We start from the raw sequence: 22493 nt of genomic DNA on the forward strand, positions 1-22493 counted from the left end.
TAAGACTTTAAGAGAAATTTTAGGTTAACTTCACTCGATCGAACCTTCCTATTCCCTAAAACTCGATCGCATCATCCCATTTCTAAAGTCTCATCACACTCCCCATTACACAAAACCCGATCGAATCTCTGCATTCTCAAAAACTCGATGAAAATAATTTATAATAAGGTAAAAAAATAATCGGAGATAGTAGTAATGGTAGCCCAATTAATCAAAAACCAAACAAATTTATACGATGCTGACTATAATCTTTGGATATTAGAAACCATAAAAAAACTAGAAAATCGTGATTTTAATTCCGTTGATTGGGAAAATTTAATTGAGGAAGTATTAGACTTGAGTAGAAGGGATAAAAGAAAACTCGAAAGTTTGTTAATGAGATTAATTGAACATTTGTTGATATTAAACTATTGGGATTTTGAAAGAGAGAGAAATAGAGGACATTGGGAAAGAGAAATTTTTAATTTTCGCAAACAAATTAATAGATTATTAATAGATAGTCCTAGTCTCAAAAATCATCTTCGAGATCAATTTGATTTATGCTATGAAGATGGAAGAAAAATAGCTAGTAAACATTCTCAACTTCCTCTTAATACCTTCCCCGAAAATTCGATCGCATCCCTTGAACAAATCCTCGATGAAAATTGGCTTCCCTAAATCGTTACCCACGCACTTTTAGGTAAATATAGTGTGCCTAAACCATTGATTTTAATAGTTTTCTGAGTTATTCAGCAACCCCTAATTACTTTGTAGGTTGGATTAGCGACAGCGTAATCCAACAAAATGCTCACAAAATTTATTTATAACTAATTAAGCGGACTTGATATAATTCTTAGACGGGGTAAGCCAATGACTCAAACTACATTTGTGATTGTAAATAGTTTTGCAAACCAATTTTATCAATTAAACCTAATTGTTTCTCTAACCAGTAAGCATGATCTTCTTCTGTATCAGCTAAGATAACCATTAGTATATCTCTGGTTTGGTAATCTTGTTCTTCTTCACAAACGGCTATGGCTTCTTTTAAGTCGGCTACTACTTTATACTCTAAATCCAGGTCGCTTTTTAACATTTCTGGTACAGTTGAACCAATATTTAAGGCATCTTGTTCGGATAAATCGGGGGTTGTCTCTAAAAACAACATACGCTTAATTAACATATCAGCGTGGTTAGTCTCATCCTGCATTTCATGATCAATTCGATCGAACAGTTTATTTAAACCCCAGTCTTGATACATACGAGAGTGCGTAAAATATTGATCTCTGGCGGCTAATTCTCCACGCAAAAGTTTTTGTAACTGTTTAATAACCTTTTTATTTCCTTTCATGAAAAACTCCTTAAATCATAGATTGTAAATAATTTTCTAAACCTGAATTAGACATCAACCATTGTTGAGATTCTAACCAGTCAATTTCTTCCTCTGTTTCTTCTAATAATTCCGTTAATAAATCTCGACTAACATAGTCTTGTACAGATTCACAGAAGTTAATAGAATTGCGAATAGTGTCGGCAATTTCCATGGTAATTGTTAAATCATTGGCAATAATTTCGGGAACATTTTCACCAATAAGTAACTTTCCTAAACTTTGCAAATTCGGTAAACCTTCAAGGAAAAAAACACGCTCAATTATTTTATCCGCTTGTTTCATTAACTTAATAGAGTAACGATATTCGTATTCATTAAGTTTATTTAAGCCCCAACTTTTGCTCATTCTTGCATGAAGAAAAAACTGGTTAATAGCCGTTAATTTCAACTTTAAAACGTTATTAAGTTGAAGTTTTACTTCTTGATTTCCTTCCATAACAGTCTGCTGTAATTTAATCTTTTTATTATAACTTATAAATTGACAGTTTGCATTTCATCTATTACTTATTAATTATTACTTAATATTTTTCCTAATTACTAATAGTTAATTGTGTTAATATTTCATCAAAATTCATCGCAGGTTCAAGACAAGATAATCCCTGACACACGATCGCAACTTTATCATCAGGTAAATCTTGAGTAAGTCGATATAATGCAGTGGGATAATATGTTTGATTCAGTTTTTGCTTAATCTCAGCAGTGGTTTTAACACTTTTGCCTTGAAGATACCAATTTAAACCGATGAAAATACTAGGGCAACTGGTGGGAGATTTTGTCATTATTTCACTGAATAATTGTAAGGTTTTTTCGGCTTTTTCAAAATACTCCATATTATCGGTAAATAACCCTAATCTCATTAAATTAGCGATCGAAATGCCGTTAGCACTTGGAGTGGCATTGTCGATATAACTTTTTTCTTTAATCAACAAATCTTGAGCTTGATCATCACTATTATTATAATAACCCCCGTTGTTTTTATCTTGACAATAATGATCAAATTCCTGTTGAACTTCGATCGCTTTTGTTAAATAATAGTTACCATTATCTTCACAATTTTGAGCTAAATCTAATAAGGCTTTAATGAATAAACTATAGTCTTCTGCTTGAGCAAAAATACTGACTTTTCCATCATAATTTAAGCGATAAAGTCGATTATTTTGCCATTGATGATTAAGAATAAAATTAGTCGCTTTTTCCGCTAATTCTAAATAATTTTTATCTCTAAAAACACCATAAGCCCTAGCTAATCCCGAAATCATTAAACTATTCCATGCCACAATCATTTTTGTATCCGTCACGGGAGGAATACGTCCACGCCAAGGCAAACTTTTAGCTTCTTCATTATTTTTAGCAGGAGTAAATTTAGTTAAAGTAGATGAACTTTCACCATAACGAATAACAAACAGTTTTTCTAAGATATTTTTTACATCTTCATTAATGGGCATAAATTCCTGTTTTTGTAAAACATTTTTCCCCTCAAAATTACCATTTTGACTAATAGTAAAAGTATCTTCAAAAAGACTTAATTCATCTTGGGATAAAATCTCTGTTAATTCTTGATAATGCCATACATAAAAATCCCCTTCTTCGGGTTCAAAATCGTTAATACTAGCAAAATTATCAGCGTCTTGAGAAGCATAAAAATAGCCTTCTTCGGCTGTCATTTCTCGTTTTAACCAATTTAATGTACCATCACAAGCAATTTTAATGTCTGGATTTTCGACACCGCTACTCCATAAATTTGCCAAAAATTCCATGATTAAACCATTATCATAGAGCATTTTTTCAAAGTGCGGAACTGTCCATGTAGCGTCAACTGTATAGCGATGGAAACCACCGCCGACATGATCATAAATACCCCCATTGACTAAATCCGTTGCTCTTTTTTTGACTAATTTTTGATAGTGTTCATTGTTCACCGATGCCTGTAAAATCAAGTTAGTGTATGGCATCATGGGAAAACGAGGTGAACCATAATCATTTCGATCGATCACTCTGCTATTATTAGCTATACCCTGAGTCAACAATTCTCCATTTAAAGGACTATTACCAGAAAAATTTACTTGAGAATTATCTTGTAAGTTCTTGACAATTTCCTCAGTTAATGCTGTGAGTTTGTCTTTTTGTTGATAGTAAAAATCGTTAATGGCTTGAAGTATTTGTAAAAACCCCGGTCTTCCATAACGAGGTTCAACGGGGAAGTATGTACCACCGTAAAAAGGTATTAATTCATCGGGAGTCAGGAAGATATTTAATGGCCATCCGCCTTGCCCTGTCATCATTTGCAAAGCCGTCATGTATATACTATCAATATCCGGACGCTCCTCTCGATCGACTTTGATTGCTACAAAATGTTCATTAAGGTAGTCTGCGATCGAAGTATCCGAAAAAGCCTCCCCTTCCATCACCGTACACCAATGACAACTGGAATAGCCTATGGAGAGAAAAATGGGCTTATTTTGAGACTTAGCAAGGTTTAAGGCTTCTTCACACCAATACCACCAATTAATAGGGTTATAAGCGTGTTTTTTTAGGTATAAACTTTGAGCATTGATGAGATTATTAGTCATAAAAAATAATATATTTATGTAAATTAAATGTTATTGTTATGGATAAATTTTAGATTATTTTATCTCAAAAAATGGTATAAAAGGGGAAATATTATGAATTATTTACTACTCACCCTTTAAAATCTGATGATCAAACCTAATTTATTTTTAATTTTTAGCTATATTTTCTTATTTTTTCCTTTACCTATTATTGCTCAACAATCGGTTAATGTTGAAGATAAAAAAATTTGTGTTAATAATCTCAGTCAAGAAATTGAGTTACTGATAAATGAGCCTTCTCGTCAAAAAGAAACTTGGGGTATTGTTATTGAAAACCTGAAAGATAATCAAGTTTTATATCAGTTAAATAGTGATAAATTTTTGATTCCTGCTTCTAATATTAAACTACTTACTACTGCTTCTGTTTTAAAAAAATTAGGCTCTGATTTTACGATCGATACCCCCATATCTATAGAAAGAAAATCTACTGATAATCAACTTTTATCAACCACTATAAATAGTTTAATTATTGAAGGGAAAGGAGATCCAACTTTTTCTCAAAAGCAACTAGACATGATTGCTAAAAAATTAGCAGAAGAAGGCATTAAAAAAGTTAATAATCTTATCCTGATTGATGGTTATTTATCCGAACCTAGTACTAATTATACATGGGAGTTTGAAGATATTTATTTTTATTTTGCTGTGCCTGTTAACAGTTTAATTTTAGATCAAAATACAGTAAATTTTACCCTAGTTCATGGAGATATTAATAAACCGCCTATCTTACAATGGTCAAATGAATTAGCAGGAAAACAATGGTTAATTGAAAATAGGGTTTATACCAGAGATGAAAATAGTCAATTTAATATAAGTGTTTTACCATTATTTGCTCGATCGAGTTTAGTAATGACAGGAGATTTTCCCATTAATAAAGAAACAAATACATGGAGATTATCAATCCCAAATCCCACTTTATATTTTCAAGAATCTTTGGTTAAAACTTTGAATAATTATGCCATAGAAGTAGAAAATAAAGAAATTATTGAGCAGAAACAAAAATTAGATATTCCGCAACAATTTTTATTAGAAATTTCCTCTCCAACCTTAGCAGAATTAATTACAATTACGAACCAAGATAGTAACAATTTATATGCCGAAGTTTTATTAAAATATTTAGGCGATGAGTCACAAAATGAATGGGAGTCTTTAGAGAAAATTGCCCAAGAATTAGGTATCTCCAAAGATGATTATAGAATCAGAGACGGCTCAGGTTTATCCCGTCATAATCTGATAACTCCTTCAGCGTTAGTTACTCTTTTAAAAGCCATGAATAATAGTCAATATAAAGAAATTTTTTATAATTCTCTCTCCGTAGCAGGAAAAAATGGTACATTAAAAAATCGTTTTCAAAATACCAATATTGCAGATAATTTATATGGCAAAACAGGCACATTAACAGGGGTTGCATCTTTATCGGGATACCTCAAAACCGCCCATTATGATGATATAGTTTTCTCTATCATTGTTAATCACTCTATTGCTAATTCCCCTACCCTGAGAAATTCGATCGATCAAATTGTTTTATTATTAGGTAAACTAGAAAGATGTAGTTTTTCTGAAATGTAATACATTATTTATGACGGTAGGGAAAAGAGAATCAAAATTTGCGAACTTCTTTGCGTCTTTGCGTCTTTGCCTAAAAGTAAAGAATTGTTAAGAAAACTTCCTAATTACATAAGAAAAGTGGAAATTATCTTGCAAAAACAAATTATCAATCTATCATGCAAGTATAAGTAAAAAAATTTCGATCGAACCATTGAAAAAATTATGACTGCAACTCTCACCAACGAGAAACAAGAAACAAAGAAAACAACATCTTTAAAAATAGCTATTCCTAGAGAAATTTATCCCAATGAGTGTCGAGTATCCGCCACCCCTGACACCGCAATTAAATTGCAAAAACTAGGTTTCACCGTCTTAGTGGAAACCAACGCAGGAGAAAAGGCGAGTTTCCTCGATCGAGCTTACGAGGAAGTAGGCTGTACAATAGTCCATAATAGAGAGCAATTATGGCAGGAAGCGGATATTATCTTAAAAGTGCGTCCTCCCGAACCTGAAGAAGTAAACTTATTAGATAGTAATAAAACCCTCATCAGCTTCATTTATCCTGCCCAAAACGGCGAATTATTGACTAAATTGAAAGAAAAAGGGGCAACGGTATTCGCCATGGATGCTGTGCCTCGTATCAGTAGAGCTCAAAAACTAGATGCTTTATCTAGTATGGCAAATATTGCAGGTTATCGTGCTGTCATCGAAGCCGCTAATAACTTTGGTAGATTTTTCACCGGGCAAATTACCGCCGCTGGAAAAGTGCCTCCTGCTAAAGTCTTAGTTATTGGTGCAGGGGTTGCAGGTTTAGCTGCCATCGGCACGGCTAAAAGTTTAGGTGCGATCGTACGGGCTTTTGATACTAGACTGGTAGTAAAAGAGCAAATCGAGAGTTTAGGGGGTGAATTTTTAGAATTAGAATTTGCCGAAGACGGCTCAGGAGAAGGCGGTTATGCTAAAACCATGAGTAAGGAATTTATCGAAGCGGAAATGGCACTTTTTGCCGAACAAGCCAAAGAAGTTGATATTATTATCACTACTGCCCTAATTCCGGGTAAACCTGCCCCCAAACTCATAACAGAAGAAATGGTGCGTAGTATGGCTCAAGGTTCGGTAATTGTGGACTTAGCCTCAGAACAAGGTGGAAACTGTGAGGTTACAAAACCCCATGAAGTCTATAAATATGAAGGGGTGACGATTATCGGTTTAACGGATTTACCTAGTCGCATGGCAAGTCAATCCAGTCAACTTTACGGCACAAACTTATGGCATCTTCTCAAAGACATGGGGGGTAACGACAAATTTACCGTTAATCTGGAGGATGAAGTAGTCAGAGGTGCATTAGTTACCTATCAAGGGGATATTACCTTCCCCCCTCCGAAAATTGCTCAACCTTCTCCTACTGCTACGGTGACACCAGAGGCAAAAATCGTCACGGCAGAAAGCAAAAAAGAGAAAAGTAATAGTGGTTTATTGTGGGCAGTTTTAGCAGTTTTGGCACTGATTGGTATCGGTATTGGTGCGCCTGAGTCTTTCTTGTCTCACTTTACAGTGTTTATTTTAGCTATCTTCGTGGGTTGGCAGGTGATTTGGAATGTTACCCCTGCTTTGCATACTCCTCTTATGAGTGTAACGAATGCTATCAGTGGCATTATTATCATCGGGGGAATGTTGCAAATTTCGGGAGAGTTAACTTCCCCGACTACTATCCTTGGTGCGATCGCAATTTTAGTCGGTACAATTAACATCGCAGGGGGATTTTTAGTCACTCAAAGAATGCTGAAAATGTTTAGAAGATAATTAAGATTTGAATTACGCACGAATAAGAAGTGTAGGGTGGGCATTGCCCACCAAGCACCTCATCTAAAATTTATGCTTTAATTATTATTCGATCGAACTTCCCCCATAATCATTATCCATTATTCATTAAAGCTCGATCGAACTCATTGAAAAACATTAAATTATCGGTGTATCCTGATAATATCGCCATTTAATAAATTAAACGGCTACCGATTTCCCGTTCAATAAATTAAACTCCATAGATTTATTTTATCCCAACAATGATAAATTGGATTTTTGATTATGTCTAAGTTTGTCAAAGTTTTTAAAAGCAGAAGAGCAATTGACTGTTAACGAAAAACTTATTAAACTTTATTATAGTTTACTATATAGTTAAGTGTTCTCGTTTATAGACCTCATGAGTTTGCTAAATTAATTGGAAGATCAGTTTCAACCCGTAGTCGTTTATACGGCTTAAGAAGCTACTCAAAAAAAACTTCCAGAAATCTTAACAACTGATACTTTACAATCCCATTAAATATTGCTATACTTTATTAAGTTAGTAATGTTTAATCATTATGTTTAGTCTTAAGTTAGAACTAAAATTAAATAACAAAGAGAAAACTCTTATGGCACAGCACGCTGGGTTTTCTCGTTTTGTCTATAACTATGGTTTGTCTTTAATGAGAATGATTGATCATCAAGAAATTAAAGGTAGTTCTAGCTATAAGATTGATACCATCAAAAAACTCTTTACTAACTACACAAAGAAACAACCTGAATTTGCATGGTGTAATAATCTTTCTTCTAGGGTATATCAAAATGCTTTTCGAGACTTGAAAACCGCTTTTTCAAGGTACTTTCAAGGTTTAGGAGAACAACCTGTTTTGAAAAGCAAGAAAGATAAACAATCATTTCGAGTGGAATCGAGTAATGGAAAAGTATTATTAGAGGCAGGAAAAACTATCAAAATACCGACTTTAGGTACTTTTAGATTGAAGGAGGCAATTCCTTTTTCTTGTGTTTCCCAAACTTTTACCATTAGTAAATCGGCGGATAAATGGTTTGTTAGTTTCTCTATATCAGCGGATAGATTACCCCCAAGAATCCATGAAGTAATTGAGCCAATAGGTATTGACTTAGGTTGTAAAACTTTTGCCACTCTAAGTGATGGTAATGTAATTGAAAGTCCACGTCCTTTTAAACAAGCGAAAACCAAGGTAATAATGCTAAGAAATACTACAATAAAAGATTTTTTACAGCAGACTACCATAAACAATTAGGGAATCGCAGAAAAGGTATTAAGGCTAGTAATAATGCTAAGAAATACTACAATAAAGTTAGGAAACAACATTACAAGGTGGCTTGTCAACGTCAAGATTTTTTACAGCAGACTACGACAAAGTTATGTAAGACTTATGGTCATATTAAGATTGAAAGCCTGAATGTGCAAGGAATGATGGCGAATCACAAGTTAGCGAGTTCTATTGCTGATTTGGGAATGTATGAGTTTAAACGTCAACTAACTTATAAGGCTCAGTGGTATGCTAATCGTATTGATATAATTGACCAATGGTATCCCTCATCAAAAAAATGTAGTAATTGTGGACATAAAAAAGAAACTTTGTCTTTGTCTGATCGGTTATACATTTGTGATGAGTGTGGGTTGTCCATTGATCGTGACCTCAATGCTTCCATAAATTTGGAAAAAGCCCCAGAAGAAGTAATTATAGAAAAAATAGGTTGGGTTACAGCCGAATTAACGTCTGTGGACAGTATCAAGCCGACTTGACTGGTAGAAACAGAAAGTAAACGTCATAGGTAACTATGAATAAGTTTTATATAACAGAATGGTTTATTTATTTCTAATTCAATTATATGCAAGATCAATGCGTCTTAGCTTAATAAAAAAATCAACGAACATAATCTTGGTATAGTTATAAGACAAAGTTTAAAGGTAGAGAAATATGGGGAATGTGGGTTAAAAGAATGTTTCCTGCTTCTTCAAGGGATTTTCCAAAAGCAATTATCCCCTCCTCATGCCCCGCCATCACAAGGATTTTTTGTTGTTGGACATTAGTTTCTTGAAATAAACGAAATATCTCTTTTGCCATATCGGGTGTGCCGTAAGCAACTTCTTTTTTTGTGGTAGGGATTTGATTTAATAAATTTTGCCACAACTTAAGGTTATGAACATGAATAATTGCCTCGATCGAGCTATCACACGCATAAAGTGCTATGTGTGTCATAGATTCAGAGGAAGCCTTCATCAATCCCCTACATTCGATCGTATTTTTATCGATGTCATAATCCGTAACAAGGGTAAAATGCTGTGGTTGAATCGGGTAAATATTGCCCGTTTGTGTACCTGAAATTAATATCCCTTGAGGAGTTTTCACGCTAATATTACCATAACCAATATTTATGTCTTGATAATGTCCGATGAGTTTAAGATTATACATTCGATCGCGCCATGTTAACAGTTCATCAGGTACTGGAATTGACAAAGATTGTTTAATCCATTGACAGTTAAATTTAATCGTACCCTCATCAATATTATGGTAATTATTCATTAAAGTTTCTGATTTTATTCTAAGTTTCTATCAAGCAAGAATCCATTATTTATTTTTCCTCTAATGTTTTTCTAAACTCTAAAACAGCTTCTAAAGGTTCACTTTTATTAACTAAATTAGCGAACAAATCTAAGTCTATGTCAGGAAGTAAACTGCTTTTTTTTACTTCTTTATATTCCTGTGTTTCTAATCCATAAACTTTTAATTTGTTTTTCTCCCAAAACCAAACTTCTTTTACTCTTAAATCTTTATAAATCTGTAAACTATTAATCCCCCCACTGGTGATAATAATTTCTATAGCCAAGTCAGGAAATTCTTTAGGACTATTAAAACAATAACTTTTATCGGGTTCAATTCCCTTTAATTTATTTGAAGAACGAAAAGTTGTTGAACCTAAAGAATAAAATTTTATCTGTTTTATGAAACAATAGGTTTCGATTAACATACCCATATTTTCTTTTAAAATTTCATGATTGCGACTGGGTGACATAATAACTAAAGTTTCTTCCTGATACTTAAATAAAACACCACTATTATCATCGATAAATTCCAATAAATTTTGATATTCTTGCCAGTTAATATTATTGACAATAAAAACTTGTTCTGAATCACTATTTTTTGATTTTGCTAACTCAATTATTGCTCGAATATGGGGTAATTGATTTACTAAAGTTACAGTCATTTTAGTTCTTTTGAGTAGAATAAATTATTAATGATTTAGGATTACTATAAAGCGTATCACAATTTTTGATTTTAATATTTAATAGCCTTTAGATTTATTGAGCAAATATTATTATTGGTCATATCATAACTGATTGATTAAAAGTATAACTACCTCAAATTTTGTTGAGATGATGTACGGCGATTCTTTTTGACATTACTACTATTGGATGTCGATTTTTGATTAAATTTCGGGATAGTAAAATAAAATTGACTTCCTTGATTTTTGCCTTGAGATTCTGCCCAAATTTCTCCCCCCCAATTCTTGACAATCTGCCGACAAATAGCTAACCCTAATCCTGTACCTCCTGCCGATCGTCTTAATGCGCCTTCTTCCTGATAAAATCGATCGAACACTTGTTTTAGTCTTTCTGGTTCGATACCTCTACCATTGTCTGAGATAATCACTACTAATTGCAGGGCGTTTTTTTCTTCCACTTCGATGGTAATTTGCCCTTTATTATCGGTAAATTTACAAGCGTTATCGAGCAATTTACTTAACACTTCCACTAACCATTCTCCATCGGCTTCCACGAAAGGCACTTCATCTGGTACTAAATTATTAATAGTAGGAATAGCACTTTGATCCTGTCTCGATCGAATATGGGATAATGATAAATCAACGCATTCTTGAAGGGATAAAGGCTCAGGATTCCATTCTACAGTACCGCTTTCCAATTGGGATAAGGTGAGAAAATCTTGCACTAATTTACGCATTCTCTCCGCATCTTCTAGCGCTGTACTTAACATCACCTGTCTTAACTCTGGTGACATATCAGGTTCATTTGCCAGACTTTCTAAACATACCTGAATAGTTGAAAGGGGAGTGCGCAATTCATGCCCCGTAATGGCAACTAAATTCGATCGAGTTCGATCGAGAGCCTCCAATTGTTCGTTAAGGTCTTCTAAATTAGCATAAGATTCCGCTTGAATCAAGGCAACCCCCACTTGAGTGGCAATGGCATCCACTAAAGCAATATCTTCCGCTTTCCACGTCACAGGCACAGAGTCGCAATGATGCAATTCCATCATGCCTAAAAGTTTCCCCTGATACAGTATTGGCACAATTAACCATGAAATGATCGAACAACTATTGACTAAGTGCAATAATAATGATTTATTATCTTGAATACGAGGATCGATCGAAACATCATCAATACTAAGAGATTCCCGTAAAGTAAGCACTTCCTCAAACAAAGGATTTGCTTTAACGGGCCAAGTTTTGCCCTTAATAGACTTAATCTCACCATTCAAAAACTCGTGTTGAATTTCGGCGTTTAAGTCGGTTTCCTGACAACGATAAATCAAACAACGACAGACATTTAAACCCTCTCCTAATCTATCCACCGCTATCTGCAAAATTTCATCAGCATTGAGCGATCGACGTATCGCCTCCGTAATAGAATTGAGTAATCTTTCCTTTTTTTCCTTAACACTCAAGAAACGGTTAGCCTTAATCAGTTTATATTGTCCAGCCTGTAAATATGTTACCAATCTTTCCACAAAAGGATCAGGATTGATACAAGGGGAAAACTCAACTCCCGTAATACTTATATTGTCTGTATTCCCACAATAAATGTCTAAAGCCTCATAGATTTTAGTCTTTAACTCAGGGCGATATTGGGCAATGCGTTTAAGTAATATCTCAGCCGACTTTATACTTACGGTTCGATCGAAAGTCCAAATGCCCTCAAAACGGCGACTATTATCCATAGCCATTTCTGAGGCTTGAGTTTTTGGGGAGTGAGTTTTTTCCCGACAAATGAGACAATTAGCATAATTATTAGCAATTACCACTAAATGCCATTCTTGAGTCAACTCATCATCGGGGGTAAAGGCAATTTTTTCATAAACATCAGAAACATTACTAAAATCCGTTTCAGGAGCAGCTAAAACGTAAACATGACGAGAAAGTCGCCCAATTTTTTGGTAACGATGCGCCTCTTGACGATAAAACCTTTCTTTTTGAAAACTAGCGATAATTAAAGGTTGCTCACTTCCTGCCAAAACTTGATCTTCCATAGCATGGGATAACGCCGTCAAGGAGGATTTAAAATACATTTGAGGGCGATATTGAGGGAAGGCTGTTAATAAATCGGTAACGACAGAATTAGGATTACTCATCAAGTCTGCTTAATGTTGATTTCAGCTTCAATGCTGGAAAAAGATTATTGACACTTTTGCCATATCACAAATAATTGCTAGAATCTATCCTACATTAGTTAGTGATCCCTCGTCATCAATCAAATTTTAATTTATGTTAAGAAAATGAGGAGGAAATAGTATTTAAAGACGTTGCTCTTGAAATAAGGTGAATATTCAAAATATCCTTTTCGTTACGAGATAGTCAACTTCGGGTAAAACCGTTATAGGTACATAAATTTTATATTGCTGAAAAATTTTTACAACTGAAAAGTGATTTTGATCATCTATATCTAAAAAAGCGATAATACCACTGGTATCTCTTACTTATCTTCATATATTTACGATCGAGATAACTTTATAATGGTAAAAAGAGGAGTAATATCTTCTCCTATTATTATGTCAAAATTCCACATTTTTTATGGCAATCTATCTTGATTCTAGTGCAACCACTGCTCCTCGTCCAGAAGTTATCGAATTAGTGACAACCATTTTAAAAGATGGTTGGGGAAACCCCTCTAGTTTACACTCTTGGGGAGAGTCTTCGGCGATGATTTTAGAAAAGGCAAGATGGCAAGTGGCAGATTTACTTAATGCTTCTTGTGCTGACTCCATTATTTTTACTTCAGGTGGTACGGAATCTGATAATTTGGCAATTTTTGGCATTACTTCCCAATATGATTCTCCACAACACATCATTACCTCTGTGGTAGAACATAGTGCGATCGAGCGCCCCGTGCAATTTTTAGAAAAACAGGGATGGCAAGTAACAAGATTACCAGTGAATCGAGAAGGAAGGGTTAATCCTGAAGACTTAAAAGATAGTTTGCAAGACAATACTGTTTTAATTTCTATTATCTATGGACAAAGTGAAGTTGGTACAATTCAACCTATAAAAAAATTAGTGGAAATTAGCAAAAATTATAGCAATGCCTTGTTTCATACGGACGCTGTGCAAATGGTGGGGCGCTTCCCTGTGGATGTGGAAGACTTAGGAGTTGACTTGTTGTCTTTATCAGGTCATAAATTTTACAGCATTAAAGGCTCAGGAGCATTATACATTAAAAGGGGAGTAAAATTAAATCCTTTGTTGTATGGAGGAGGACAGGAAAATAATTTACGCAGTGGCACTCAAGCAATACCTGCCATTGCTTCTTTAGGATTAGCTTCTGTTTTGGCACAAAAAGATTTAGAGTCAGAAAACGTCAGATTAAGGGAGTTAAGGGATTATTTTATCGATTTAATGCTCTTCCATTGTCCTTATTTAAGTTTAACAGGCGATCGATTTCATCGTTTACCCCATCATGTCAGTTTTTTAATCAATCATCCTACCTTAGAAATCACAGGACGACAAGTTGTAAGAAAATTAAGTTTAAAGGGTATTGGTATTAGTGCAGGGTCAGCCTGTAGTACTGGCAAAACTTTACCGTCACCAATTTTATTGGCTATGGGATATTCTGAAAAGGAAGCCCTCCGAGGCATACGTTTTAGTTTCGATCGAAATACCACAAAACAAGATTTAGATTTTACCTGTGAAATCTTGAAATCTCAATTTTTGATAGGGGGTGCTGAAAAAGTCTAATTCGGGTTTGCTGAATAAATCAAAAGGTTATTAAAACCAATGGTTTAGGCACACTATATTCATAAAAAAGTGCGAATTTTTGGCAATTTTTACTCAAAAACAGGGCATTTTAAATCTGATTATTCACAATACACCTGTGTATTTGTTGAAGAGATAACGCTTCAACACCTTGATTTTTCATTCTTTAACCTGACACCTGATACCTGATACCTGATACCTAATTCATGTTAATACAAGCCATGAAAGTTTGTTCTACAGATTCCGCTAACGCTTCTAAGTCGTATCCCCCTTCTAATCCAAAGACAATTTTGCGAGTAATTTTTAAACAATATTGTGTTAAAGTATAGTAATCTTGAGGAAATAAAGAAACTGACGCAAGAGGATCATCATGGTTAGCGTCATATCCAGCACTGACAATCAACAAATCAGGTTTAAATTCGCTGATAAAGGGAATCACTTTGTCTTCAAAAAATTGTTGGTATTCCTTAATTGCGCTTCCAGCTTTCACTGGAATATTTAACACATTATCATGATAACCTCGATCGAACTCCCCTCCTGTACCCGGATAACAAGGATATTGATGTAAAGAACAGTAAATTATATTCGGATTATGGGCAATAATTTCTTCTGTACCGTTGCCGTGATGTACGTCCCAGTCTAAAATTGCTACTTTTTTGACACCCTGAGATAAGGCATAATGGGCGGCAATACCTGCATTAGAAAAGAGACAAAAACCCATACCAATTTTACTCGTGGCATGATGACCCGGAGGACGTGCTAAAATAAAACAGGGTTCGTTATCCTTTAAAACGTGATCAACACCGTCAAGCCAAGCACTTACGGCTAATAGTGCCACATCATAACTTTGAGCCGAAACAGGAGTATCTTCGTCTAGTTTTCCACCCCCTCGACTAGCAATAGTCTTTACTATATCAATGTATTTTCGATCGTGAATTTTGTTTACCCAATTCAGAGCCTGACTTTGTTCAACAGCCGTCGGCTCTAACCATTGTAATTTATTTTTACAAAACCCTTTTACTAATCGTTCTTGAATTGCCGTCAATCGTTGAGGCGACTCAGGATGAAATCTTCCCGTTTTATGATCCAAAAATCGAGACGAAAAAACAATCTTTAAGTTATGGTACATTTAAAACCCCCATTGATAAAGTCGAAGGTCGAAGATCAAATTTATAAGCAATTCAAAATCGAGTTTTAAGAGATTGCTTCGTTACCTCGCAATGACATTAATTTTTTCTACCTGTCCACCTGTCCACCTGTCCACCTGTCTTTTTTGTTGATGCTTGATTTTCTTATTTTTTGGGAATAATAAGATCATGTGTCGTAATCTAACGAATCATTAAGTTCGGTCATCACCCCTATAGGGGGATAACAATTATATCGAAGATTCGTCATTATAGAGATAACAACTTAAAAAAACTTAAAAAATTCTCAGCTAACTATTGACTACAATTAAGATATTAGCATTAAGATAAAACTAATATCACAAAAATAAAAAATTCGATCGTGAACTTTTATTAAAAAATTAACGTCTAAATAGATACTGAAATATAAATCATTAAAAAACAAGGTCATTATGACTTTGTGAAAAATAAAAAGGTTGCTTGTCGAAACAATCTTCTAAAACCATATCGAGCTTGAAGTTAGGAGAATATAAGCCTTATGTCCACAGCTAAAATTACCGCCAAAATAAACGAAATTGATAAAAGAAAAGCAACTACCGTAGATATGGTGCGTACCTATCTGCAAGAAATCGGTAAAGTTCCTCTTTTGAGTCATGAGCAGGAGATTGTTTTTGGAAAACAAGTACAACAAATGATGTTCTTATATAACGCAAAAGAAGAATTAGCGAAAACCTTAGATAGAGAGCCAAGTACTGAAGAATGGGCAACCGCCGTTGACAAAACTCCCGATGAAATGAAAAAAATCATTCATCAAGGCAAACGGGCTAAACAAAAAATGATTGAGGCAAATTTACGGCTAGTGGTAGCCATTGCCAAAAAATATCAAAAAAGAAACATGGAGTTTTTAGATTTGATTCAAGAAGGCAGTCTCGGTTTAGAAAGAGGCGTAGAAAAATTTGATCCTACTAAGGGGTTTAAATTCTCTACCTATGCTTACTGGTGGATTCGTCAGGCTATCACCCGTGCCATCGCACAACAAGCGAGAACTATCAGATTGCCTATTCATATTACTGAAAAACTCAATAAAATCAAGAAAACTCAAAGAGAATTATCGCAAAAATTAGGTAGAAGTCCCTCCCCTTCGGAAATTGCAGAAGCCTTAGAATTAGAGCCTTCTCAAATTCGGGAATATTTCAGCATTGCTCGTCAACCTATTTCTTTAGATGTAAAAGTGGGGGATAATCAAGATACCGAATTATCAGAATTATTGGAAGATAACGGCATCTCCCCCGATAACTACATCACTCAAGAATTGATGCGTCAAGATTTACACAAATTGCTAGGGGAGTTAACACCTCAACAGCAACAGGTGGTAAAATTCAGATTTGGCTTAGAAGACGGTAAAGAGTTATCTTTAGCCAAAATTGGACAAAGAATGAACATCAGTCGAGAAAGAGTGAGACAATTAGAGCAACAAGCCTTAGCTCACTTAAGGAAAAAGCGCGGTAGCGTTAAAGAGTATATTGTAGCAATGTAATAGTAGGGTGGGCAATGCCCACCTTTTTTTTAGTCTTCGTGATCTTCAAAAGGATCACTTAATTCCGCCGAAGGTGGTCCAAAAGCGAGATAAATAGAGTATCCTGTAAAAGCAATTACTATTGCTGCAATAGTAAATCCCACGATCGTAGCAGTTTCCATAATAGCTATTTGTTTGTTAAATAAGAGTCTTCTTATTCTATAATATTACGACAGATAAGAAAAATAATTGTAATATCTAAGGTTAAATATGTCACAACGTACTCGTTTAGGCGATATTCTCAAGCCTCTTAATTCAGAATACGGAAAAGTTGCCCCCGGCTGGGGTACAACCCCTTTAATGGGTGTTTTCATGATCTTATTTTTAGTCTTTTTATTGATCATTTTACAAATTTACAACTCCTCTCTCTTACTCGAAGGGGTTGACGTTGACTGGAGAAGTCTTGGTCAATAACAGTTACGATAGTTGATAGTTGACGGTTGATAGTGATAATGAATAGACTGTTTTTACAATTTTTGTACCCTTTAACAAAGAATTATAATGAATGTTTTTGGTATCGGACTCCCCGAAATGATCTTAATTTTCGTGGTAGCTTTGCTCATTTTTGGACCGAAAAAATTACCTGAGATTGGTAGAAGTTTAGGCAAAACCATCAAAGGTTTTCAAGAGGCTTCTAAAGAATTTCAAGAGGAATTTAAAAAAGAAGTTGAACAAGTGGAAGAAACGGTATCTATGAATGCTAAATTAGAACCCAGTCAGGAAAAGCAAAAAGAAGCAACTCCTGCAAAGGTAATTGAGAATTAAATGTTGCTGAACATAAACAAATTTGGCTCTCTTACTTTGAGTATGATAAATTATGTCGAAAAAAAGGTGTCAGGTTTCAGGTGGCGCGTGTTAGGTTAAATTAAAACTGTAAATTTATAACATTTGTATTTTTAAAATCCTAAACCTATTATATATCAACACTTTTAACGATTATTTATTACTAAAATATAATAACTACTGTAAAAGAGCCACAAATTTTTTATTGAAGATAGCAAAAATGAGGAAAATTAAATTATTAATTCTTCATTATTAATTCTTCATTCTCAATTATTAATTCTTCATTATTAATTCTCAATTCAATATGTTAATATCTCGCGCTCCTGTCAGAATTAGTTTTTTCGGGGGAGGTACAGATTACCCTGAATATTTTTTGCGTCACGGAGGGGCGGTATTAGCTACCGCTATCGATAAATTTTGCTATTTGACGGCGAGTCCGTTTCCGAGTCATTTATTTGACTATACCATGCGTTTATCCTATCGTCAGGTGGAATTGGTCAAAAATGTGACGGAAATTCAACATAATGTTTATCGTGAATGTCTGCGATTTTGTGGTTTAGAGCGAGATATTGAGTTACATAATGTGGCGGATTTACCTGCTTTTACGGGTTTAGGTTCGTCTTCAACTTTTACTGTAGCTTTACTACACGCTCTCCATAGTTTTAAAGGAGAGTTTGTACGCCCTTTGGATTTGGCGTATGAAGCTATTTATGTTGAAAGAAAGTTACTGCTCGATCGAGTCGGCTGTCAAGATCAACTTATGGCGGCAGTGGGGGGCTTTAATCTGGTAGAATTTCGTACAGAGACGGATATAGTAGTTCATAAAGTACCTATTTCACCTCAACGATTGGCGGAATTTGAACAACATTTATTTGTAGTATTCACAGGTATTAAAAGACGAGCTTCGGAAGTGGTTGCACAACAGTTAGACAAAGTTACTGACAACACCGACACCCTCAAGGATATGCGTAAAATGGTGGATGATGGTTGGAATATTTTAACGAGCAATCAATCTTTATCGGCTTTTGGTGAATTATTACATCAAGCATGGATGGCAAAACGTAGCCTTTCTCAAGTTATTTCTAACCCTGACATCGATCGATTATATCAGCAGGGCATCACTGCTGGGGCATGGGGCGGTAAATTACTAGGGGCTGGTGCGGGGGGTTTTATTCTCTTTTTTGCCCCCCCTGAAGCCCATTCTCAGCTTCGATCGACCTTTGGTAATCAACAAGTATTGCAAGTGAAAGTTAATGCTCCGGGTTCAGAAATTATCTTCTCTTAGTAAAGTAGTATTGTCATTGCGAGACACGAAGCAATCTCTTCGAGAAAGTATCTTAAGTATTTATTAACATTATTCTCCATGGGCTAAAATTGTGCAGTTGCAAGGTATTTTTTTGTTAACATATAATGAAAAGATAAAATTAGTTAACGTAAAATAATCTATGACAACCACCGTTGATGATGTTCTCAACATTTTAGCAGAATTAGCTCAAGCTCAAAAAGAGACAGAACGTATCATAAAAGAACAATCTATAGCTACAGAACGTAGCCGTCAAGAACATGAGCTACGATTACAACGTCTGAAAGAAGAAACAGAGCGTACTCGTCAAGAAACAGATTTGTGTTTTCAACAATTGACTCAAAAAATCGATCGAAGTCGCATAGAAAATGATCGTCTCTTTCGGGAAAGCGATCGAAAATTTCAACAGCTAACTCAAGAAGTGAATCAACAAATTAGTCAAGTAAACCAAGAAATTAGTGCCGTTAATAAACAAATTAATGCGGTAAATAAGCAAATTAGCTCTTTAGGAGGTAAATGGGGGCGTTTTGTGGAAAATATGGTAGCGCCTTCCTGTGAAACTATCTTTTTGAGTCGGGGTATAGATGTTCACCAAGTCAGTCAAAGAGTCAGAAAACGTCTTAATGGTGATACTTTAGAGATTGATGTATTAGTGACGAATCAAGATTCTGTGTTAGTAGTGGAAGTAAAAAGTAGTTTAGGTGTAGAAGACGTAAAAGACTTAATTCAAGACCTAAAGCGATTTCGTCAATTTTTCCCTGAATACGAGCAAAAGAAGTTATATGGAGCAGTAGCGGGAATTGAAATCGAAGAAGGTGCTGATCAATATGCCTATAAACAAGGTTTATTTGTACTAGCACAACAGGGAGAAGCGGTAGGGATTCTGAATGTCGCTGAATTTGAGCCGAAAGTATGGTAAAAATAGTCAACAGCATTTGACACTTTCAATGCTTAAAATCGATGTTCAAATTCTACCACTCCACGACTATCTCGATCGAAATCACTAGAACCCCGTAAAATAGTTTTATCATTTAAACGATAGATAACATTATATTGGGGAGCTTGTTCATTTGTGAGAATTTTAGTAATAGAAAAAGAAAAATCATCGGTAATATCTAAACCTAATTCAGCCCCAAAAGCAAGACTAGAAGTACGCTTTTCATCATCAAAAATTTGCGTAGGAAATAGCCTTAATTGATTAAAGCCAAAATTTTGTTGTAATTGTCCTTGTACACTACCTAAAAGGGCAGCACTAGCTAAATTAGCTAATCCTAAATTCCCATCACTTTCGCTAAAATTATCAAAAAATCCTCCTCCTAAAAGAGCAATAATTTCCGTTTGACTTCTTTGAGGGCTACTACCTAAAACTATATTATTTTCTAAGTTATTACTCCAACCTTTCACATTCGCTTTTATTCTCACAGTTTGCGCTGTATTAACAGAATAATTAGTAAAATCTTGAATTTCATTAGGATTAGAATTATTAGTTAATTTATAACGATTTGTTTCTGTTACTCTACTCTCTAAATTTATGTCCAGATAGGGATTAAAGCCATTTTCTGATATAAATTTAGCGGTATTATTTCCCCGTGCCAAATTAAGTTGACTCGTAAAAAGATTAAGATTTCCTCCCGTAAAATTAATAATTCCATCAGGTTTTAAACTACTTAAATCTCCATTTAATTTTAAACTACCTTCAGCTTTTAAATTTAATAAAGGAGGTTGAATAATATTAACATTATTTCCTAATTGTAATTCTAAATCATCAATTTTTATCTGTGAAATTATCCCACGATTATTAATAATCTTTTCTTCTCCATTAATTTTATTACTAATCTCAATTTCTCCATTATATAGCTTAATTTTACCCCCAATTATCGGTTTGATCGAACTCCCTGTTATAGATACCATAGCTTGAGCATTACCTTCATAGAAATTATCAATATCCAAAGCCAAATCATCGACACTGATAGTTAAAAAATCATTAGAAAAACGACTATCCACAATAGGTAAACTACCACTAATACTAATATTTCCACCGCTAAAATTGCCCGTCAAATTAGGAATAGTTAATTGAGAAAAATCAAATAAAACCTCTCCATTAATATCAGTAATAGACTTATTAGCAAGAATTTTACCATCAATAATTCCATTTTCAAAAGTAGCAATTCCCTGAGTTTCTATATTAGTTAATTGATTAGTTAATTGATAATATTTACCACTAATATCTAAATTTATATTGCCATTTCCACTAACCCAATTTAACTCATTATTAGTAACAATACTCAACAAATTGAACCCATCTTTAGCAAGATTTAAACTTAATTGAAAATTATTATTTTCAGGAATTATAGAATTAGGAAATAACTGAAAAGGAAAACTACCAATTATTGTTAAAGGTTGATTGTTTTCTGTTAAATTACTACTAGCTAAAAAATCTAGCCTAGAGTTTCTAAAGCCAAAACTAGCACTGTTTTCCTGAATTTGAGTACCGTTTATCTTGGATTCAATAATCTCAATATTGCCTTTTGCTAAAGGTTTTTCCTCACTTCCACTAATAGCAATATTGGCATTAATCGTGCCTTCAATATTAAAATTGCTAGGAAAACTTAATATTTGTTTTAATTGAGAAATTGAGAAATTTGATAAGCGAATATCTCCAGCAATGCGCTCTTTAGAATAAGTACCTGTTAAAGATAAAATGCTATTATTTTGTTTAATTTGTATAGGTAATAAAGTTAATAAACCGTCAGCAAAACTTCCTTTTACCTCAATAAAATTTAGGTGATGTTTTCCCCATTGCCAATCGTCACCTCGGAAATCAAACTCTCCTTGAAAACCATTATTAAAAGAGAAAGCAAAATTCAAATTTCCTCGAAATCTTCCCTCTAAATCTTCTAAACTTGGGATACTTCCATTAAGACGATTCAATTCTTGCTGTTTTAATTCCGTATTAACTTGACGAAATAACTCCAAAGTCTGAAGGAGAGAATCCTCATCGCTTTCAATCGAAGCTAAGGGTTTTAATTCGTTATCCGAAGTCGAGGAGGAAGCCACCGAAGTTGTTAACTTTTCTTTCTTGTTATCCGAAGTCGAGGAGGAAACCACTGATGATGTTGCTTTTCCTTCTAAGTTATCAGAAGTCGAGGAGGAAACCACCGATGATGTTAACTTTTCTTTCTCGTTACCAGAAGGTGAGGAGGAAACCACCGATGATATTTCTTTTTCTCCTAAGTTATCCGAAGTCGAGGAGAAAACCACCGATAATATTTCTTTTTCTCCTAAGTTACCCGAAGTCGAGGAGGAAACCACCGATGATGTTAACTTTTCTTTCTCGTTACCAGAAGGTGAGGAGGAAACCACCGATGAT

General features: G+C 34.5%; 20 protein-coding genes and 1 pseudogene. 12 read left to right on the forward strand and 9 right to left on the reverse strand.

Annotation, left to right across the window (positions count from 1 at the left end; genetic code table 11):
* Positions 1 to 195 precede the first annotated feature (195 nt).
* Positions 196 to 657, forward strand: a complete 462-nt coding sequence (locus ACN4EE_RS02615) for a DUF29 domain-containing protein (RefSeq protein ID WP_431704841.1) — start codon at positions 196 to 198, stop codon at positions 655 to 657.
* A 202-nt stretch (positions 658 to 859) separates the two neighbouring features.
* Here the strand turns inward: ACN4EE_RS02615 and bfr (ACN4EE_RS02620) are convergent, their stop codons facing one another.
* The 3 genes from bfr (ACN4EE_RS02620) to ACN4EE_RS02630 form a co-directional block, all read right to left on the reverse strand.
* Entirely contained in the window at positions 860 to 1327 is a 468-nt protein-coding gene (gene bfr, locus ACN4EE_RS02620; protein ID WP_431704842.1) for a bacterioferritin, read from the reverse strand.
* A 10-nt stretch (positions 1328 to 1337) separates the two neighbouring features.
* Positions 1338 to 1802: a bacterioferritin gene (gene bfr / locus ACN4EE_RS02625; protein ID WP_431704843.1), complete on the reverse strand. Its 465-nt coding sequence runs from the start codon at positions 1800 to 1802 to the stop codon at positions 1338 to 1340.
* A gap of 94 nt (positions 1803 to 1896) precedes the next feature.
* A complete protein-coding gene (locus ACN4EE_RS02630; RefSeq protein WP_431704844.1) occupies positions 1897 to 3936 on the reverse strand; it encodes a thioredoxin domain-containing protein in 2040 nt (679 codons plus the stop codon).
* Positions 3937 to 4062: 126 nt separating this feature from the next.
* Between ACN4EE_RS02630 and dacB the strand changes: the two genes are divergently transcribed.
* From dacB to ACN4EE_RS02650, 4 genes and pseudogenes are all read left to right on the forward strand, one after another.
* A complete protein-coding gene (gene dacB / locus ACN4EE_RS02635) occupies positions 4063 to 5541 on the forward strand; it encodes a D-alanyl-D-alanine carboxypeptidase/D-alanyl-D-alanine endopeptidase (protein WP_431704845.1) in 1479 nt (492 codons plus the stop codon).
* Between the two features lie 201 nt (positions 5542 to 5742).
* Positions 5743 to 7323: a Re/Si-specific NAD(P)(+) transhydrogenase subunit alpha gene (pntA, locus tag ACN4EE_RS02640; protein ID WP_431704846.1), complete on the forward strand. Its 1581-nt coding sequence runs from the start codon at positions 5743 to 5745 to the stop codon at positions 7321 to 7323.
* Between the two features lie 608 nt (positions 7324 to 7931).
* Positions 7932 to 8585, forward strand: a complete 654-nt coding sequence (locus ACN4EE_RS02645) for an RNA-guided endonuclease InsQ/TnpB family protein (protein ID WP_431704847.1) — start codon at positions 7932 to 7934, stop codon at positions 8583 to 8585.
* A gap of 8 nt (positions 8586 to 8593) precedes the next feature.
* A pseudogene (locus ACN4EE_RS02650) lies at positions 8594 to 9094 on the forward strand (RNA-guided endonuclease InsQ/TnpB family protein); the annotation flags it as partial.
* Between the two features lie 145 nt (positions 9095 to 9239).
* Here ACN4EE_RS02650 and ACN4EE_RS02655 read toward each other — a convergent pair.
* From ACN4EE_RS02655 to ACN4EE_RS02665, 3 genes are all read right to left on the reverse strand, one after another.
* Complete coding sequence (locus tag ACN4EE_RS02655) at positions 9240 to 9875, reverse strand: class II aldolase/adducin family protein (RefSeq protein ID WP_431704848.1); 636 nt, start codon at positions 9873 to 9875, stop codon at positions 9240 to 9242.
* A gap of 49 nt (positions 9876 to 9924) precedes the next feature.
* Positions 9925 to 10557 carry a Uma2 family endonuclease gene (locus tag ACN4EE_RS02660; RefSeq protein ID WP_431704849.1) on the reverse strand — a complete coding sequence of 211 codons (633 nt, stop codon included), beginning with the start codon at positions 10555 to 10557 and terminating at the stop codon, positions 9925 to 9927.
* 149 nt (positions 10558 to 10706) lie between these two features.
* The gene (locus tag ACN4EE_RS02665) at positions 10707 to 12719 is read right to left on the reverse strand and encodes a DICT sensory domain-containing protein (protein ID WP_431704850.1); all 2013 of its coding nucleotides are present in this window, start codon (positions 12717 to 12719) and stop codon (positions 10707 to 10709) included.
* A gap of 439 nt (positions 12720 to 13158) precedes the next feature.
* On the opposite strand from ACN4EE_RS02665, the gene ACN4EE_RS02670 reads away from it, so the two are divergent.
* Positions 13159 to 14319 (forward strand): cysteine desulfurase family protein, encoded by a 1161-nt coding sequence (locus tag ACN4EE_RS02670; RefSeq protein WP_431704851.1) that lies wholly within the window; start codon positions 13159 to 13161, stop codon positions 14317 to 14319.
* Positions 14320 to 14536: 217 nt separating this feature from the next.
* Here ACN4EE_RS02670 and ACN4EE_RS02675 read toward each other — a convergent pair whose 3' ends face one another.
* Positions 14537 to 15466, reverse strand: a complete 930-nt coding sequence (locus ACN4EE_RS02675; protein WP_431704852.1) for a histone deacetylase family protein — start codon at positions 15464 to 15466, stop codon at positions 14537 to 14539.
* A 533-nt stretch (positions 15467 to 15999) separates the two neighbouring features.
* On the opposite strand from ACN4EE_RS02675, the gene ACN4EE_RS02680 reads away from it, so the two are divergent.
* Positions 16000 to 16998: an RNA polymerase sigma factor, RpoD/SigA family gene (locus ACN4EE_RS02680; protein WP_431704853.1), complete on the forward strand. Its 999-nt coding sequence runs from the start codon at positions 16000 to 16002 to the stop codon at positions 16996 to 16998.
* Between the two features lie 29 nt (positions 16999 to 17027).
* Here the strand turns inward: ACN4EE_RS02680 and psbN are convergent, their stop codons facing one another.
* Positions 17028 to 17159 (reverse strand): photosystem II reaction center protein PsbN, encoded by a 132-nt coding sequence (gene psbN / locus ACN4EE_RS02685; protein WP_017296347.1) that lies wholly within the window; start codon positions 17157 to 17159, stop codon positions 17028 to 17030.
* A gap of 88 nt (positions 17160 to 17247) precedes the next feature.
* Between psbN and psbH the strand changes: the two genes are divergently transcribed.
* The 4 genes from psbH (at position 17248) to ACN4EE_RS02705 (ending at position 20042) form a co-directional block, all read left to right on the forward strand.
* Positions 17248 to 17451, forward strand: a complete 204-nt coding sequence (psbH, locus tag ACN4EE_RS02690; protein ID WP_431704854.1) for a photosystem II reaction center phosphoprotein PsbH — start codon at positions 17248 to 17250, stop codon at positions 17449 to 17451.
* Between the two features lie 87 nt (positions 17452 to 17538).
* Positions 17539 to 17802: a TatA/E family twin arginine-targeting protein translocase gene (locus ACN4EE_RS02695; RefSeq protein ID WP_431704855.1), complete on the forward strand. Its 264-nt coding sequence runs from the start codon at positions 17539 to 17541 to the stop codon at positions 17800 to 17802.
* A gap of 322 nt (positions 17803 to 18124) precedes the next feature.
* Positions 18125 to 19105 carry a GHMP family kinase ATP-binding protein gene (locus ACN4EE_RS02700; protein ID WP_431704856.1) on the forward strand — a complete coding sequence of 327 codons (981 nt, stop codon included), beginning with the start codon at positions 18125 to 18127 and terminating at the stop codon, positions 19103 to 19105.
* A gap of 160 nt (positions 19106 to 19265) precedes the next feature.
* Entirely contained in the window at positions 19266 to 20042 is a 777-nt protein-coding gene (locus ACN4EE_RS02705; RefSeq protein WP_431704857.1) for a DUF3782 domain-containing protein, read from the forward strand.
* 32 nt (positions 20043 to 20074) lie between these two features.
* On the opposite strand, the gene ACN4EE_RS02710 is transcribed toward ACN4EE_RS02705, so the two are convergent.
* Positions 20075 to 22231, reverse strand: coding sequence for a translocation/assembly module TamB domain-containing protein (locus ACN4EE_RS02710; RefSeq protein ID WP_431704858.1), 2157 nt, complete (start codon positions 22229 to 22231; stop codon positions 20075 to 20077).
* On the opposite strand from ACN4EE_RS02710, the gene ACN4EE_RS02715 reads away from it, so the two are divergent.
* A partial coding sequence (locus ACN4EE_RS02715; protein WP_431704859.1) for a hypothetical protein occupies positions 22203 to 22493 on the forward strand: 291 nt, incomplete at its 3' end. The genes ACN4EE_RS02710 and ACN4EE_RS02715 overlap by 29 nt on opposite strands.

Source organism: Geminocystis sp. CENA526, assembly GCF_050753365.1.
Taxonomy (GTDB): Bacteria; Cyanobacteriota; Cyanobacteriia; order Cyanobacteriales; family Cyanobacteriaceae; genus Geminocystis.